This window comes from Actinomadura sp. ATCC 39365 (assembly GCF_054392275.1).
Genome location: NZ_CP184335.1, coordinates 10,505,899 through 10,521,458, shown reverse-complemented (window position 1 = coordinate 10,521,458; position 15,560 = coordinate 10,505,899). Strand labels below are relative to the sequence as shown.

General features: G+C 70.9%; 17 protein-coding genes. 8 read left to right on the top strand and 9 right to left on the bottom strand.

Features of this window, described 5'->3' with window-relative positions; genetic code table 11:
* The first annotated feature begins 20 nt into the window (after positions 1–20).
* From ACNF49_RS50265 to ACNF49_RS50240, 6 genes are read left to right on the top strand one after another with little or no spacing between them, the layout of a single operon-like run.
* A complete protein-coding gene (locus ACNF49_RS50265; protein WP_397169883.1) occupies positions 21–980 on the top strand; it encodes a carbohydrate ABC transporter permease in 960 nt (319 codons plus the stop codon).
* On the top strand, positions 964–1,830 hold the full coding sequence (locus ACNF49_RS50260) for a carbohydrate ABC transporter permease (RefSeq protein WP_482942094.1): 867 nt from the start codon (positions 964–966) through the stop codon (positions 1,828–1,830). The genes ACNF49_RS50265 and ACNF49_RS50260 overlap by 17 nt, the downstream gene beginning before the upstream one ends.
* A 45-nt stretch (positions 1,831–1,875) precedes the next feature.
* Positions 1,876–3,153: an ABC transporter substrate-binding protein gene (locus ACNF49_RS50255; protein WP_482942093.1), complete on the top strand. Its 1,278-nt coding sequence runs from the start codon at positions 1,876–1,878 to the stop codon at positions 3,151–3,153.
* Between the two features lie 10 nt (positions 3,154–3,163).
* Positions 3,164–4,444, top strand: a complete 1,281-nt coding sequence (locus ACNF49_RS50250) for a Gfo/Idh/MocA family protein (RefSeq protein WP_357970891.1) — start codon at positions 3,164–3,166, stop codon at positions 4,442–4,444.
* Positions 4,445–4,460: 16 nt separating this feature from the next.
* Positions 4,461–5,108 carry an alpha/beta hydrolase gene (locus ACNF49_RS50245; protein WP_482942092.1) on the top strand — a complete coding sequence of 216 codons (648 nt, stop codon included), beginning with the start codon at positions 4,461–4,463 and terminating at the stop codon, positions 5,106–5,108.
* Positions 5,105–5,317 (top strand): hypothetical protein, encoded by a 213-nt coding sequence (locus ACNF49_RS50240; RefSeq protein ID WP_482942091.1) that lies wholly within the window; start codon positions 5,105–5,107, stop codon positions 5,315–5,317. Before ACNF49_RS50245 ends, ACNF49_RS50240 begins: the two co-directional genes overlap by 4 nt.
* On the opposite strand, the gene ACNF49_RS50235 is transcribed toward ACNF49_RS50240, so the two are convergent.
* The 7 genes from ACNF49_RS50235 to ACNF49_RS50205 form a co-directional block, all read right to left on the bottom strand.
* On the bottom strand, positions 5,289–7,073 hold the full coding sequence (locus tag ACNF49_RS50235; RefSeq protein WP_357970893.1) for an ABC transporter substrate-binding protein: 1,785 nt from the start codon (positions 7,071–7,073) through the stop codon (positions 5,289–5,291). The genes ACNF49_RS50240 and ACNF49_RS50235 overlap by 29 nt on opposite strands.
* A gap of 19 nt (positions 7,074–7,092) precedes the next feature.
* Complete coding sequence (locus tag ACNF49_RS50230; RefSeq protein ID WP_357971207.1) at positions 7,093–7,356, bottom strand: DUF2160 family membrane protein; 264 nt, start codon at positions 7,354–7,356, stop codon at positions 7,093–7,095.
* A gap of 11 nt (positions 7,357–7,367) precedes the next feature.
* The gene (locus ACNF49_RS50225; RefSeq protein ID WP_482942090.1) at positions 7,368–8,186 is read right to left on the bottom strand and encodes a carbohydrate ABC transporter permease; all 819 of its coding nucleotides are present in this window, start codon (positions 8,184–8,186) and stop codon (positions 7,368–7,370) included.
* Complete coding sequence (locus ACNF49_RS50220) at positions 8,183–9,151, bottom strand: carbohydrate ABC transporter permease (RefSeq protein WP_482942089.1); 969 nt, start codon at positions 9,149–9,151, stop codon at positions 8,183–8,185. The genes ACNF49_RS50225 and ACNF49_RS50220 overlap by 4 nt, the downstream gene beginning before the upstream one ends.
* The gene (locus ACNF49_RS50215; RefSeq protein WP_482942088.1) at positions 9,148–10,254 is read right to left on the bottom strand and encodes an ABC transporter ATP-binding protein; all 1,107 of its coding nucleotides are present in this window, start codon (positions 10,252–10,254) and stop codon (positions 9,148–9,150) included. The genes ACNF49_RS50220 and ACNF49_RS50215 overlap by 4 nt, the downstream gene beginning before the upstream one ends.
* Complete coding sequence (locus ACNF49_RS50210; protein ID WP_482942087.1) at positions 10,247–11,338, bottom strand: ABC transporter ATP-binding protein; 1,092 nt, start codon at positions 11,336–11,338, stop codon at positions 10,247–10,249. Before ACNF49_RS50210 ends, ACNF49_RS50215 begins: the two co-directional genes overlap by 8 nt.
* 116 nt (positions 11,339–11,454) lie before the next feature.
* Complete coding sequence (locus ACNF49_RS50205; RefSeq protein WP_482942086.1) at positions 11,455–11,883, bottom strand: MarR family winged helix-turn-helix transcriptional regulator; 429 nt, start codon at positions 11,881–11,883, stop codon at positions 11,455–11,457.
* A gap of 63 nt (positions 11,884–11,946) precedes the next feature.
* Between ACNF49_RS50205 and ACNF49_RS50200 the strand changes: the two genes are divergently transcribed.
* Complete coding sequence (locus tag ACNF49_RS50200; protein WP_357970901.1) at positions 11,947–12,336, top strand: VOC family protein; 390 nt, start codon at positions 11,947–11,949, stop codon at positions 12,334–12,336.
* A gap of 13 nt (positions 12,337–12,349) precedes the next feature.
* On the opposite strand, the gene ACNF49_RS50195 is transcribed toward ACNF49_RS50200, so the two are convergent.
* Positions 12,350–13,132: an SDR family NAD(P)-dependent oxidoreductase gene (locus ACNF49_RS50195; RefSeq protein ID WP_482945691.1), complete on the bottom strand. Its 783-nt coding sequence runs from the start codon at positions 13,130–13,132 to the stop codon at positions 12,350–12,352.
* A 106-nt stretch (positions 13,133–13,238) separates the two neighbouring features.
* Between ACNF49_RS50195 and ACNF49_RS50190 the strand changes: the two genes are divergently transcribed.
* A complete protein-coding gene (locus ACNF49_RS50190; protein ID WP_482942085.1) occupies positions 13,239–14,813 on the top strand; it encodes a DUF4434 domain-containing protein in 1,575 nt (524 codons plus the stop codon).
* Between the two features lie 52 nt (positions 14,814–14,865).
* Here the strand turns inward: ACNF49_RS50190 and ACNF49_RS50185 are convergent, their stop codons facing one another.
* Positions 14,866–15,537 (bottom strand): TetR/AcrR family transcriptional regulator C-terminal domain-containing protein, encoded by a 672-nt coding sequence (locus ACNF49_RS50185; RefSeq protein ID WP_482942084.1) that lies wholly within the window; start codon positions 15,535–15,537, stop codon positions 14,866–14,868.
* Between the last annotated feature and the right edge of the window lie 23 nt (positions 15,538–15,560).

Sequence of the window (15,560 nt, the reverse complement as noted above, 5' to 3'; positions counted from 1 at the left end):
GATGACGAATGAGTTCCGTCATGGCTGACTCGGTGGCGGTGAGACTCCCGGACGCCGCGACCCCGCCCGAGCGGGGAGACCGTCGTGCGTCCAGACGTTCCCGCCGCGAGGCGCGGGCCGCCTACCTGTTCCTGGCGCCCTGGTTCGCCGGTCTGCTCGTCATCACGATCGGTCCCATCGTCGCCTCGCTCTACCTGTCGTTCACCGACTACAACCTCCTGGAGGAGGCCAAGTGGGTCGGCTTCGACAACTACGTCAAGATGTTCACCGAGGATCCCCGTTACCTGAACTCGCTGAAGGTGACGACGATCTACGTGGTCGTCTCCGTGCCGCTGCAACTGGCCTTCGCGCTCGCGCTGGCCCTGGTGCTCGACCGCGGGCTGCGCGGCCTGTCGCTCTACCGGTCGATCTTCTACCTGCCCTCGCTGCTGGGCGGCAGCGTGGCGATCGCGATCCTGTGGCGCAAGGTCTTCGGCGCCGAGGGCCTGGTCAACGCCGTGCTGGCGGTCTTCGGGATCCAGGGGCCCGGCTGGGTCAGCGACCCCGACACCGCCCTCGGCACGCTGATCATCCTGCACGTCTGGACGTTCGGCGCCCCGATGATCATCTTCCTGGCCGGGCTGCGGCAGATCCCCGCCAGCTACTACGAGGCCGCCGCGGTCGACGGCGCCGGCGTGTTCCGCCAGTTCCGGTCGATCACGCTGCCGCTGCTGACGCCGATCATCTTCTTCAACCTGGTGCTGGAGATCATCAAGTCGTTCCAGTCGTTCACGCAGTCGTTCATCGTGAGCGGCGGCTCGGGCGGGCCGGCCGACTCCACGATGTTCAACACGCTCTACCTCTACCTCAAGGGCTTCAAGAGCTTCGACATGGGCTACGCGGCCGCCATGGCGTGGGTCCTGCTGCTCATCATCGCCGGTCTCACCGGGGTGAACTTCCTCGCGTCCAAGTATTGGGTCTTCTATGGCGACACCAAGTAGGCCGCTGCCCGTCCTGTTCCGCCCGTTCAGGGGCGGCCGGGTGGTCAAGCACGTGCTGCTGATCGGGTTCGGCCTGGTCATGCTCTATCCGCTGCTGTGGATGATCTCCAGCTCGCTCAAGCCCGAGGAGCTGATCTTCCGGCAGCCCGGCCTGTGGCCCAGCGAGGTCACGCTGGAGAACTACACCGAGGGCTGGGCCGCGCTGAAGCACCCCTTCGGCTACTACCTGTGGAACTCCGCGGTGATCACCGTGCTGTCGGTGGTGGCGAACCTGGTGGCCTGCTCGCTGGCCGCCTACGCCTTCGCCCGGCTGAACTTCCCGCTCAAGAAGCTGTGGTTCACCATCATGCTGGGCACGATCATGCTGCCGCACCACGTGCTGATCGTGCCGCAGTACGTCATGTTCTCCAAGCTCGGGCTGATCAACACGATCTGGCCGCTGGTCATGCCGAAGGTGCTGGCCACGGACGCGTTCTTCGTGTTCCTGATGGTGCAGTTCATCCGCTCCCTGCCCCGGGAGCTGGACGAGGCCGCCGAGATCGACGGCGCCGGCTACTGGCGCACCTTCGTCCGGGTGATCATCCCGCTCTGCACCCCGGCGCTGGCCACGACGGCGATCTTCACGTTCATCTGGACGTGGAACGACTTCCTCAGCCAGCTCCTCTACCTCAACAACCCGGACAACTTCACCGCTCCGGTGGCGCTGCGCACCTTCCTCGACGCCAGCAGCGACTCGTCGTGGGGCCCGATGTTCGCCATGTCGATCGTCGCGCTCGGGCCCATCTTCGGCTTCTTCCTGGCCGGCCAGAAGTACCTGATCCGTGGTGTGGCCACCACGGGACTGAAGTAGTTCCCCCACCCCCCGACACAGACGAATCCCACAGGAGGTAGAGCCGTGAGCTCTGGCAAGAAGACGTGGTCGGCGGCCCTGCTCGCCACCGCCGTGCTGGCGGTCACCGCGGCCTGCGGCAGCGGCGGCGACGACGCCGGCGGGAAGGTCAAGCTGCGCTTCTCCTACTGGGGCAGCGACGCGCGGCAGAAGATGACCGAGGAGGCCATCAAGAAGTTCGAGGCCAAGAACCCGGGCATCGACGTCGAGGGCGAGTTCTCCGACTTCGCCAGCTACTACGAGACGCTGTCCACGAAGGTCGCCGCCAGCGACGCCCCGGACGTCATCACCCTGGAGATCCGCGGCCTTCGCGAGTACGCCGACCGCGGCACGCTGGCCGACCTGACCGGCAAGGTCCAGACCGCCGACATCGACCCCAAGCTGCTCGGCACCGGCGGCATCGACGGCAAGCAGTTCGCCGTCCCCACCGGCGCGAACGTCTTCTCGGTGGTGCTCAACCCGGCCCTGGTGGAGTCGGCCGGGCAGAAGGTGCCCGACGACACCAAGTGGACGTGGAAGGACTACGTCGACCTCAGCTCGAAGATCACCGCCAAGGGCGGCGGCACGGTCTACGGCACCCAGCTCAACTGGAACCCCGCCTTCCTGCAGATCTTCGCCGCCCAGCGCGGCGAACCCTTCTACCAGGGCAACAAGATCGGCGTCACGCCCCGGACGATCGTGGCCTGGTGGCAGGTCATGCTGGACACGATCAAGGCCAAGGGCAGCCCCGACGCCGCCAAGACCGCCGAGGTCGGCGCGACCAGCGTGGACCAGTCGCTGCTGGCCACCAACACCGGTGCGTCCGGCATGTGGTGGAGCAACCAGCTCGGCGCGGTCGCCAAGGCGTCGGGCAAGGAGATGAGCCTGCTGCGCCTGCCCAAGGAGGAGGGCGCCACCAGCGGCGGCATGTTCCTCCAGCCGGCGATGTTCTACACCGCCTCCGCCAAGAGCGGGCACGCCGCCGAGGCCGCCAAGTTCATCGACTTCATGATCAACGACGCCGAGGTCGGCGGGATCATCCTCAGCGACCGCGGCCTGCCCGCCAGCTCGAAGGTCCTGTCCGCGGTCAAGGACAAGCTGCCGCCCGCGGACCAGAAGACGCTGCAGTTCGTCGACTCCATCAAGGGCGAGCTGGCCGACCCGCCCGCCGCGCCGCCGAAGGGCGCCAGCGCCCTGGAGGACATGCTCAAGCGGTACACCGAGGAGGTCATCTTCGGCCGGATGGCCCCCGACGCCGCCGCCCAGAAGTTCCTGACCGAGGCCAACGCCGCCCTCGGCGGCTGAGAGGACGACCATGAGGTACGCGTTCGTCGGGCTCGGGCACCGCGCGCAGCTGTACGTCGACGCGCTGCTCGGCGAGTGGCGCGACACCGGCACCGTCGTCGCCCTGTGCGACACCAACCGGACCCGCATGGACTACTACGCCGAGCGGATCGGCCACGAGGTGCCGTGCTTCGCCCCCGCCGAGTTCGGCAAGGTGCTCGAACTCGCCGACGCGGTCGTGGTCGCGACCGTGGACGCCGCGCACGCCCGCTACGTGTGCGCGGCCCTGGACGCGGGCCGCGACGTCATCGTGGAGAAACCGCTCACCGTGGACGCCGAGAGCTGCGCGGCCATCGCCGAGTCGGCCCGGCGGAGCACCGGAAGGCTGATCGTCACCTTCAACTACCGGTACTCGCCGCGCAACTCGGCCGTGCGCCGCCTGCTCATGGACGGCGCGATCGGCGAGGTGACGTCCGCGCACTTCGAGTGGACGCTCGACACCATCCACGGCGCGGACTACTTCCGCCGCTGGCACCGCGACCGGGCCGGCTCCGGCGGCCTGCTCGTGCACAAGTCCACCCACCACTTCGACCTGGTCAACTGGTGGCTCGGGGCGGCGCCGGAGACCGTCTTCGCGCAGACCTCGCTGCGGTTCTACGGCTCGGCCAACGCGCGGTCGCGGGGGCTGGCCGACCGTCCAGAACGCGGCCGGGGCGCGCCCGGCCTCGGCAGCGACCCGTTCATCCTGGACATCGCCGCCGATCCCCGGCTCAAGCGCCTCTACCTGGACGCCGAGCACGAGGACGGCTACGTCCGGGACCAGGACGTCTTCGGCGACGGCGTGACCATCGACGACAACATGGCGGTCCTCGTCCGGTACGACAGCGGGGCGCTGCTGACGTACTCGCTGAACGCCCACGCGCCCTTCGAGGGCTACCGGGTGGCGTTCAACGGGACGGCGGGACGGCTGGACCTGGAGGTGGTCGAGCGGGCCTGGACGCCGCCGCACGCGGCGATCGACCCGAGCGCCGCGTCCAAGGAGCACGCCGCCGGGGCATGGGAGCGGCTCACCCTGCGCCCCCACTGGGCGGAGCCGCGCGAGGTGCCGATCGAGTCGGGCGCGGGCGGCCACGGCGGCGGCGACCGGCTGCTGCTGGACGACGTGTTCCGCGGCGCGACCGGCGACCCGCTGGCCCGGCAGGCGGGCCACCTGGACGGCATCCGCAGCGTCCTGACCGGCGTCGCGGCCAACCTGTCGGCCGCCTCGGGCGCCCCCGTGCACCTGGCGGACACCGGCACCCGCCTTGCCTGACGGGTCCACCCCGGCTGTGTTCGGTGAACTGGCCGAGGTCGTCGGCGGGCAGTGGCGGCTGTTCCCGTCCCTGCCGGGGCCGGAACTGCGCGCGGCGGCCCGGCAGGCGATCGGGGTGCCCGCCCTGACCGCCGGGGACGTGCGGGTCGAGCGCACGTGGACCGACGGCGGCCTGCACGGCGAGGAGCTGTCGTGGACGGTCGGGTTCGGGCCGCGTACCAGGGCGTACCTGCTGAGACCGCGCGACCACGGCGGCCCGCTGCCCGGCGTGGTGGCGCTGCACTGCCACGCGGGCATGAAGTGGGCGGGCAAGGAGAAGATCGCCGACGGCCCGGAAGGGCCGTCGCCCGAGGTGCGGCGGCTGCGGCGGGACGTCTACGGCGGCCGCGCGTTCGCCGGCGAGCTGGCCCGCCGCGGGTTCGCCGTCCTCGCCCACGACGTGCTCACCTGGGGCAGCCGCCGCTTCGCGCTCGACGTCCCGGAAGGGGAGGGCGGCCTCGCCGACCGGTACGACCGCGCGGCGGCCCGGCACGAGCACGTCGTGGCCAAGCACTGCGCCCTGCTCGGCACCTCGTTCGCCGGGGTGGTGGCGGGCGAGGAGGGCCTGTCGCGGCTGGGCGACTGGCCCGACCTGGTGGCCGCCCGCGCGCCCGCCCCCTCATGATCCAGTACGCCCTGCGCGACGAGCTGTTCCCGCAGGCCGGGATGCGCCGTGCCCACGCCCGCATCGGCGCGCGCTACCGCGACGCCCCCGGCCGCTACGAGGCCGTGTTCGCGCCGGCCCCGCACGGCTTCGACGTGCCCATGCAGGAGCGCGCCTTCGGCTGGCTGGCGCGGGAGCTGGTCAGCCGCCCGCCTTCCACCGGGCGATGAGCTTGTCGTAGTCGAGCGTGGCCGGCTCGCCGCGCTCGTCGGCCAGCTTCGGCGCGGGCGCGCCCGGCTGGTCGAACCAGTACTGGGCCGGACGCTCGGGGTTCAGCTTGGGCGCGCACTGGCCGCCGTAGCCCTGGCGTTCGCGCGACAGGCGTTCCAGCCGGGCCAGGATCTCGTCCTGCTGCCTGGCCAGGTTGTCCATCGACTGCTGCGGGGTGGTCTCGCCGGTGACGGCGGTGGCCACGTTCTGCCACCAGAGCTGGGCCAGCTTGGGGTAGTCGGGCACGTTCGTGCCGGTCGGGGTCCACTGCTTGCGGGCGGGGGAGTTGTAGAACTCGATCAGGCCGCCGTACCTGGCGGCGTTGTCCTTGAAGTAGTCGCTCTTGATGTCGGAGTCGCGGATGAAGGTCAGCCCGGTGATCGACTTCTTCAGCGACACCGTCTTGGACGTGACGAACTGGGCGTAGAGCCAGGCCGCGGCCCTGCGGTCCTTCGGGGTGTTGTTGAGCAGCGTCCACGAGCCCGCGTCCTGGTAGCCGAGCTTGTTGCCGTCCTTCCAGTAGACGCCGTGCGGGCTGGGCGCGATGCGCCACTTGGGGGTGCCGTCGTCGTTGACGACCGGCAGGCCCTTCTTGGTCATGTCGGCCGTGAACGTGGTGTACCAGAAGATCTGCTGGGCGATGTTCCCCTGCGCCGGGACCGGGCCCGCCTCGCTGAAGTTCATGCCGGCGGCCTCGCGGGGCGCGTACTTCTTCAGCCAGTCCACGTACTTGGTGAGCGCGTACACCGAGGCAGGGCCGTTGGTGTCGCCGCCGCGGGTGACCGACGAGCCCACCGGACGGCAGTTCTCCACCCGGATGCCCCAGTCGTCCACCGGCAGGCCGTTGGGGATGCCGGGGTCGCCGTTGCCCGCCATGGACAGCCAGGCGTCGGTGAAGCGCCAGCCCAGCGAGGGGTCCTTGCGGCCGTAGTCCATGTGGCCGTAGACCTTCCGGCCCTCGACGGTCCCGTTGCCGTTGACCTTGTTGCTGAAGAAGTCGGCGATGTCCTCGTAGGCCGCCCAGTTGACCGGCACGCCCAGGTCGTAGCCGTAGGCGTCCTTGAACTGCTTCTTGATCGCCGGGTCGGTGAACCAGTCGTAGCGGAACCAGTAGAGGTTCGCGAACTGCTGGTCGGGGAGCTGGTAGATCTTCTTGTCGGGGCCGGTGGTGAAGCTGATGCCGATGAAGTCGTTCAGGTCGAGGGTGGGGGAGGTGACGTTCCTGCCCTCCCCGGCCATGTAGTCCGACAGCGGGAACACGTACGTGCCGCGCGAGTGGGTGCCGATGAGGTCGGAGTCGTTGACGTAGGCGTCGTAGATGTTCTGGTCGCCCTGGATCTGCGTCTGGAGCTTCTCGATGACGTCGCCCTCCTGGATCAGGTCGTGCTTGACCCTGATCCCGGTGATCTCGGTGAACGCCCTGGCCAGCTTCTGCGACTCGTACTCGTGCGTGGTGATCGTCTCGGACACCACGTTGATCTGCATGCCCCGGTACGGCGCCGCCGCCTTGATGAACCAGTCCATCTCCGCCAGTTGCCGGTCCTTGGACAGGGTGCTCGGCGTGAACTCCTCCGACACCCACCGCTGCGCCGCGGCCCTGCCGTCGGCCTCCTTGAAGTCGCTCTTCGGCTGCTCCTCGCCGCCGCCCGTGCAACCGGCCGCCACCAGGGCCAGCGCCGCCACGACCGCCGCCGCGACACCCACCGCATGCCTCATCGCCTGGCTCCTCTTCCTCTCAGCCCCATATCCCGATCACGACCACGACCAGCAGCGCGACGCCGAGCGCCGCCCACATGGACAGGTCGGTGACTGCAATCCACAGGGCCAGCACGACGGCCGCGCTGATCAGGCCGATGTACAGCCGGTCGCCCCGGTCGGTCTCGATCCGCAGGAACCCCCGCCTGGCCACGGGCGGCGAGACCCGCGCCCAGACGGCCATCACGCACAGGAGCAGCCCCAGCCCGGCGAACACCAGGGCCGTGGGGGCGGTCCACACCATCCACTGCACGGTCAGACCCTCCCCAGGGCGAACCCCTTGGCTATGTAGTTGCGCACGAACCAGATGACGACGGCCCCCGGGACGATGGTCAGCACGCCGGCCGCGGCCAGCAGCCCCCAGTCCACGCCCGCCGCGCTCACCGTCCGCGTCATGGTGGCCGCGATGGGCTTGGCGTCCACCGACGTGATCGTCCTGGCGATCAGCAGCTCCACCCAGCTGAACATGAAGCAGAAGAACGCGGTGACGCCGAGCGCGGACCGGATCATCGGCAGGAAGATCCGGACGAAGAAGCGCGGCAGCGAGTACCCGTCGACGGCCGCGGTCTCGTCGATCTCCCGGGGGATCCCCGACATGAAGCCTTCCAGGATCCAGACCGCCAGCGGCACGTTGAACAGCATGTGCGCGATCGCCACGCCCAGGTGCGTGTCGAACAGCCCGACCGCCTGGTAGATCTGGAAGAACGGCAGCAGGAACACCGCCGGCGGCGCCATCCGGTTCGTCAGCAGCCAGAAGAACAGGTGCTTGTCCCCGGCGAAGCGGAACCGCGAGAACGCGTACGCCGCCGGCAGCGCCACGACGAGCGACATGACCGCGTTCATCGAGGTGTAGACGATGGAGTTGAGGTAGCTCGAATACCACGACGGGTCGGTGAAGAACGTGACGTAGTTGTCGAAGGTCACCCGCTGCGGGATCAGCGAGAAGCTGCCCAGGATGTCCTCGTTCGGGCGGATGGACATGCCGAACATCCACAGCAGCGGCAACATCAGCGTGGCGGCGTACAGCCAGAAGACCGTGCGCGCCCACGGCAGCCGGTGGCGCGTGGAACTCACCTCCCCGCCCTGGTCAGCACGGTGAAGAAGACGTAACAGGCGATCTGCACGAGCAGGAAGTACAGCAGCGAGAACGCGCCCGCCGGGCCCAGGTCGAACTGACCGACGGCGATCTTCGACAGCAGGATGCTCAGGAACGAGGTCGCGTTCCCCGGCCCGCCCCCGGTCACCACGAACGGCTCGGTGTAGATCATGAAGCTGTCCATGAACCGCAGCAGGATCGCGATCGTCAGCACCCCGCGCAGCCTCGGGAGCTGGATGTGCCGGAACGTCGCCCACGCCGACGCGCCGTCGATCTGCGCCGCCTGGAAGTACGGCTCGGGGATCGACCGCAGCCCCGCGTAGGCCAGCAGCGCCACCAGCGGCGTCCAGTGCCACACGTCCATGACCAGGACGGTGATCCAGGCGTCGGCCGAGTCGAGGGTGTAGTTGAAGTTGACGCGCAGCACGTTGTTGACCACCCAGCCGCCGAGCCCGATGTCGCCGCGGGCGAAGATCTGCCAGATCGTGCCCACGACGTTCCACGGGATGAGCAGCGGCAGCGCCACCAGCACCAGCGCCGCCGACACCCAGACCCCACGGCGCGGCATGCAGACCGCGATGGCCACCCCGAGCGGGACCTCCACCAGCAGCACCTGCGCCGAGAACAGCAGCGTGCGCACGAGCGCCGCGCGCACCTCGGGGTCGCGGGCGATCTGCCGGAACCAGTCCAGGCCGACGAACACCCGGTCCACCGGGCTGAAGACGTCCTGGACGGAGAAGTTCACGACGGTCATCAGCGGGATCACCGCGGTGAAGGCCACCGACACCACGACCGGCAGCACCAGCAGCCAGGCCCGGTTGTCCCGCGGACGGGGATCGGCGCGCGGCCCGGCGGCCCCGGCAGCGTCGGCGGCGGGCGCGGCGACGGCCGGTTCGACCTCGCCACCCGCCTGGCTGCCCGCGACGGCGGTCCGGTCGCTCACGCCTGCCCCCTTCCGTCCAGGGGTGCGAGCGAGCCGCACCTGACCTCGTCGCGGAACAGGAACGTCCGGTCCGCGGGGAAATGCAGGAACTCGACCGTGCCCGGCGTCCAGGACGAGCCCGCCTCGGTCCTGGCGATCACCGGATGGCCGCCGACCTCGGCGCGTACCAGGTCGTGCGAGCCCATGCGGTCGATCCCGGTCACCCTGGCCGCCACGCCGGGCCCGACGGGCGGCCCGCCGACCTGGACGAACTCGGGCCGCACGCCGATCCGCACCGGCCCCGGCGGCAGCCCGACGCCCACTGTCCCACCCACCGCACCGACCTCCGAGCGTCCGATCCGGACCACGTCGCCGTCGATCTCGGCGGGCAGCACGTTCATGCCGGGCGAGCCGATGAAGTGCCCGACGAACTCGTGCGCGGGCGACAGGAACAGCTCGGCCGGCTCCCCGGCCTGCACGATCTCGCCGTCGTTGAGCACGACCACCTCGTCGGCGAAGGTCAGCGCCTCGGTCTGGTCGTGGGTGACGTAGACCAGGGTGTGGCCGGTGTCGCGGTGGATCTCCTTGAGCTTGCTGCGCAGCGTCCACTTCAGCGCCGGGTCCACCACGGTCAGCGGCTCGTCGAGCAGCACGGCGGCCACCTGCTCGCGCACCAGGCCGCGGCCCAGGCTGACGATCTGCTTGCGGCCCGGGTCGAGCCGGCGCGCCCGGCGGCGCAGCACGTCGTCCAGGCCCAGCATGGCCGAGACCCGCAGCACGCGCCGGCGGACCTCCTCGGCCGGAACCTTCCTGTTGCGCAGCGGGAAGGCCAGGTTGTCGTAGACGGACATCTCCTCGTACAGGACGGGGAACTGGAAGACCTGCGCGATGTTGCGGCCGGCCGTGGGGACCCCGGTGACCTCGCGGTCGTCGAACCAGATCCGGCCCACCGTGGGCCTGAGCAGCCCCGAGACGATGTTCAGCAGCGTCGTCTTGCCGCAGCCGCTCGGGCCGAGCAGGGCGTAGGCCCTGGCACTGCGCCAGGTCCAGGTCGTCGGCCTGAGCGCCCAGGTGCGGCCGCCGTCGTAGCTGTGGCCCACGCCTTCCAGGCGGATGTCAGCCATGCCGTCCCGCCCCCGCCGCCGGGGCGACCGGTAATCGGCCGCCGGCCTCGTCGAACACGAAGATGTGCCGCGGGTCCACGTACGCGGTGGCCGCCTGGCCCGGCGTGAACTGGCGGGTGCCCGGCAGGTGGGCCACCAGGTGCCGGGTACCCGCCAGCAGCAGGTGCAGGAACGTCGCGCCGCCGGTCACCTCGGCCAGCCTGATCTCGGCGGGCAGTTCCAGCACGCCGGGGCCGGTCCTGGTGATCGTCACCTGGTGGGGGCGGATGCCCAGCACGACCCGCTCGCCGGAGGTGGTGGCGTGCGGTGCGGGGAAGGAGGTGCCCATGACCTCGATCCGGCCGTCCCTGACCGTGCCGGGCAGCAGGTTCAGCGGCGGGTCGCTGAGCGTGGCCGCGACGGCGAGCGTGGGCGGCTCGGCGTACATGGTGGCCGGGTCGCCGACGTGCCGCACCCGGCCCTCGCCGAGCACCACGGCGGGCGCGGCGAAGGTCAGGGCCTCGTTCGGGTCGGCGGTGGAGTAGAGCACGACGCCCGGCGAGCCGGTGAACATGCGCTTGAGGTCCTCGCGCAACTGCTCCCTGAGTTTGAAGTCGAGGTTGGCCAGCGGCTCGTCGAGCAGCAGCACGTCCACGGGTCTGGCCAGCGCGCGGGCGATCGCCGTGCGCTGCTGCTGGCCGCCCGACAGCTCCGCGGGCCTGCGGCCCAGCAGGTCGCCGAGGCCCATGACCGCGGCCACCTCCCGCACCCGCCGGTCGATGCCGTCCTTCCGGTACGACCGGTCCAGCCGCAACGGCGAGGCGATGTTCTCGTAAACGGTGAGGGACGGGTAATTGATGAATTGCTGATAGACGAAGGCGATCGAGCGCTTTCGCACGGAAATCGAGGTGACGTCATTTCCGTTGACCAGCACCCGTCCCGAATCGGGCGGCTGCAACCCGGCGGCGACCCGCATGAGCGTGGTCTTTCCCGAGTTCATCGGGCCGACGAGGGTGGTCAGTCCGTGCGGTAGTTCCAGGTGGATGTCGTCGAGCCAGGTCTCCCCGCGCTGCCGTACGCGGACGCCATCGAGGATCAGCGTCACAATGCCCGGTCCTCTCTCCCGGAGCTTGCCCTCCATCTAACATGATCTGATTCTTTGTGCAAAGAGGGCAGTTGTTGTGACAGTTGTTCGTCAGTTGACGGGAGTTATGGGATTTGTCAAGGAGAGAATAGTTTCGTGACCAGACTGTGGAGGTCGCGGCGCTCGGCGTCCGTCAGCGGGGCGAGCGTCTGGCGTTCGACGTCCGCTACCACCGCGCGGGCCCGTTCCAGGGCGTCCCGGCCGGCGGCGGTCAGCGAGATCCGGTAGCGGCGGCGGTCGGCGGGGTCGCGCTCCCGGGCGGCCAGTCCCTCGGCGATGAGGCCGTCCATCAGGCGGACCATGTCGCTCGGGTCGAGGCCCAGCCGGTCGCCGACCTCCCGCTGGGCGGCCGGGCCGAAGTCGTCGAGCGTGGCCAGCGCCGCGAACTCCCACAGGCTCAGCCCCGTGTCGGCGGTGAGCCGCGCGGCCAGGGCACGCCGGTTGGCGACGCCGACCTTGTGCAGCACGAAGGTGGTCGTCCCGAGCAGGGTGGGTGGCAGTTCCATCTCATCGAGAAGTGTAGGTTGTTCCCAATAGTTGGTGATGACCCACTAATTCGGAGGATCAGGATGGACGCCCTCTACCCTCGGCTGCTGGTGCGCGACTTCCCGGCGAGCGTCGCCTTCTACCGGGCCGCCCTCGGGCTGGAGCCGGTGAAGGTGCTGACGGAGGCCGCCTACGCCAACTGGGACATCGACGGCCAGGCCGGACTCGTGCTCTTCGGCCGCGACCACGTCGCCGAGGTCGTCGGCACGTCCGGGCTGCCGGCGGCGGGCGCCCAGGACACGGTGATGCTGGTGATGCGGGTCGACGACGTCGACGGCGAGGCCGACCGGCTCGCCGGGCTGGGCGCCACCGTCGCCGCGCCGCCCCAGGACCGGCCCGCCTGGGGGCCCGGCCTGCGCACCGCCCACCTGCGCGACCCGGAGGGCAACCTGATCGAGCTCCAGTCGTACTGAGCGCGGGCGGGGGTCAGGGCAGGATGGCGTCCACGTAGCCGCCGTCCACGCGCAGGGCGCCGCCGGTGGTCGCCGAGGCGAGCGGCGAGCTGAGGTAGACGACCATGTTGGCGATCTCCTCGGGCTCGATCAGCCGCTGGAGCAGCGACTGCGGACGGTGCTCGCGCATGAACGCCCGCTGCGCCTCCTCCCACGGCAGCTCCCGGTCCACGAGCTGGTAGACGAACTCCTCCACGCCGCCGGTGTGCGTGGGCCCGGCGATCACCGAGTTGACCGTCACCCCGCTGCCGGCGGCCTCCTTGGCGAACCCGCGCGAGACGGCCAGCAGCGCCGTCTTGCTCATGCCGTAGTGGATCATCTCGGTGGGCGTGACGATGGCCGAGTCGCTGGCGATGTACTGGATCCGGCCCCAGCCGCGCTCGATCATGCCGGGCAGGTAGGCGCGCGTGAGGCGCACCGCCGACAGGACGTTGACCTCGAAGAAGCGCCGCCACTCCGCGTCGTCGATCTCCAGCGCCGGCCTGGCCTCGAAGATGCCCAGGTTGTTGACCAGGATGTCCACCTGCGGCAGCGAGCCGAGGACCCGCTGGAGCCCTTCGTCGGTGGAGACGTCGCCGGGCGCGGCGACCAGGCCGCGGTGGTCCAAGCGCTCGATGGCCGATGCCACCGAGCGTTCGCTGCGGCCGTTGACGCCGACGCGTGCGCCCGCCCGTGCCAGACCGGTCGCGATGGCCGACCCGATGCCCTGGGTCGAGCCCGTGACCAGCGCCGTCTTCCCGCTGAGGTCGATGCTCACCATGACTCCATTGTCCGTGCCGCCTCGCGGCCGACCGGCCCCGGGGCACTACCGGCCGCGGATCGGGTAGATGCCTACTCTGGCCGCTACGTCGAGGGGAGCATGGGTGCGCCGGTTACGGTGGCTGGTCGTGATGGTGGTCCTCGCCGTCCTCGTCGTGGTCCCGGCCGGACCCGGCGCCGGCGACGACGGGTGCCCGCCCAGGGACACGCGGGTGATCTCGCCGTACGCGATCACCGGATACTGGGTCATGCCGCGGGCCGACGTGTGCGTCACGCGGCGGACGGTGGAGGCGATCCACTCGCTCGGCGGCGACACGCTCGTCACGTTCGGGCCGCGGTTCGACGCCGGGCCGATGGAGGCGGAGTTCGCCGCCTGCCGGGTGGACGGACGGCCCTGCGCGCGGGTGCCCGGCAAGCGGATCCGGCACGTCTACACGTACGTGACCAGCGAGGAGTTCGGGCGCTCCGTGCTGCGCTGTCCGGGCCTCGACCGGCGGATCGAGAGCGGCGGGCGGATCTTCTACCGCGTGTCGCTGGCCGCGTCGTGCGCCGCGCGCGTCCAGGACCTGGTGCTGGTCTCCACCGACGGCGACGGGCTGGGCAACCTGGTCGAGGAGGCGGCGGCGTACGGGATGAGGGTGTTCCCCGGGCTGCCCGCCGCGCCGCAGCGGCGGGGCAAGCCGTGGGAGCCCGACCTCGCGCACCTCGCCGCGCTGAACGCCTTCACCACGCGGGTGCTGGCCGGCTACCGGGAGCGGTTCGGCGGGTCGGTCGCCTTCGGCGGCGTCTACCAGTCGTTCGAGCTGGCCATGCGCGAACGGGGTCCGCGCGACCCCGTCCTCGCCCTGTACGCGGCCCAGCACGCGGCGGTCGCCGCCGCGCTGCCCGGCCGGAAGATCCTGGTCAGCCCCTACATCGACGCCCGCAGGGGCCGCGGTTTCCCGCCCGGCCAGGTGCCCGGCGGGCTGGCCGACATCGCCGCCACCCGGGCCGGCGCGCCCATGGCCGTCGCCGTGCAGGACGGGCGGGGCACCGGCAAGGTCCCCGTGCACGGGATCGAGGAGGGCGGGTCCATGGTCGCCTCCCGGCTCGTCCCGGTGGTCGGGCGGGTGCGCAACGCCGACGGCTACTACGGGCCCACCAGGGACTACATCGAGGCGGCGGCCAGGAGCGTGCCCGCCGGGGTCGAGCTGTGGGTCAACGTCGAGGGCTTCGAGCCCGCCCCCGCGGACGGCGAGTGCGGGCGGGTCGAGCCGCTGCCGTTGCGGGGGCGTACCAGCAAGGCCCGGCTCGACCAGCAGATCATGGCGACCGGCGGGCACGCCGCGAAGATCATCTCCTACGGCTGGGAGCCCTTCTTCACCTGCCAGGCGAGCCCGTCCACCCCTTCGCTGGCCGACGACATCGCGAACGGCGGGCGGCAGCCGATCATCGTGAACGCCTACCGCGAGGAACGGGACGGACGGCCCGGGATCACCGTCGAGGGCTACAACCTGCGCGGCGGCACCCTGCACTTCACCTCGCCCGGCGGCCGTGCGGTCGGCGTGGCCCAGCGGTGGCACGGGCCGGGCCGCCCCGAGTCGGCGTGGGCGCCCTACGTCCCGCCCGGCCCCTGGACCTCGGTCACCGCCACGAACGCCGCCGGCCGGACCAGCACGAGCGGGTACGTCTTCCGCTAGCGCTCGCCGCTTCCGCCAGGGTTCGCCGCCTCGGCGGGGTTCGCCGCTTCCGCTAGGGTTCGCCGGCGAAGCCGCGCAGCATGGCTTCGAGCGCGAAGACGAAGCGGCGGTCGGTCCCCGAGGCCACCTGGGCGCGCCGCGCCCGGGTGGCCTCGGCCAGCAGCGGGGTCTCCAGCAGGTCCGGCTCGGGGATGTCGCGCATCGCGGTGCCGGCCGCGGCCCGCTCGGCGGCACCCCCGGCGGCACCCCCGGCGGCCAGGACGGCGACGTGGCCGACGACGAACCCGGTCACGGCGTAGAGCATGTCCAGCGCGCGGTCCGGCGGCAGCCCCGCCGCGCGCAGCACGCGGAGCCCCTCCTCCATCAGGCGCAGGTTCCCGGGCGTGATCGCGGGACGGCTGACCACCAGGGGGAGGACGTTCGGATGCGCGAGCAGGGCGCGCAGCAGCGCGTGGGCGTACTCGCGCAGGCCCTCCTGCCATGAGGCGGCCTCGGTCAGCAGCGGCGCGGCCTGCGTGACGACCTGCTCGACCAGGCCGTCGAGCAGCGCGTCCTTGCTGTCGACGTGCTGGTAGAGGGACATGGCCTCGACCCCGAGCTCCTGGCCGATGCGGCGCATGGACAGCGCCTTCAGCCCTTCGCGGTCGGCGAGCGCGAGAGCCGCCCGCAGGATGGCCTGCCGGGTCAGTCCGGCGTTCTGGCCGCGGGTGCGCTTCGGGGACATGGTGCCCTTTCTCGATTCTTACG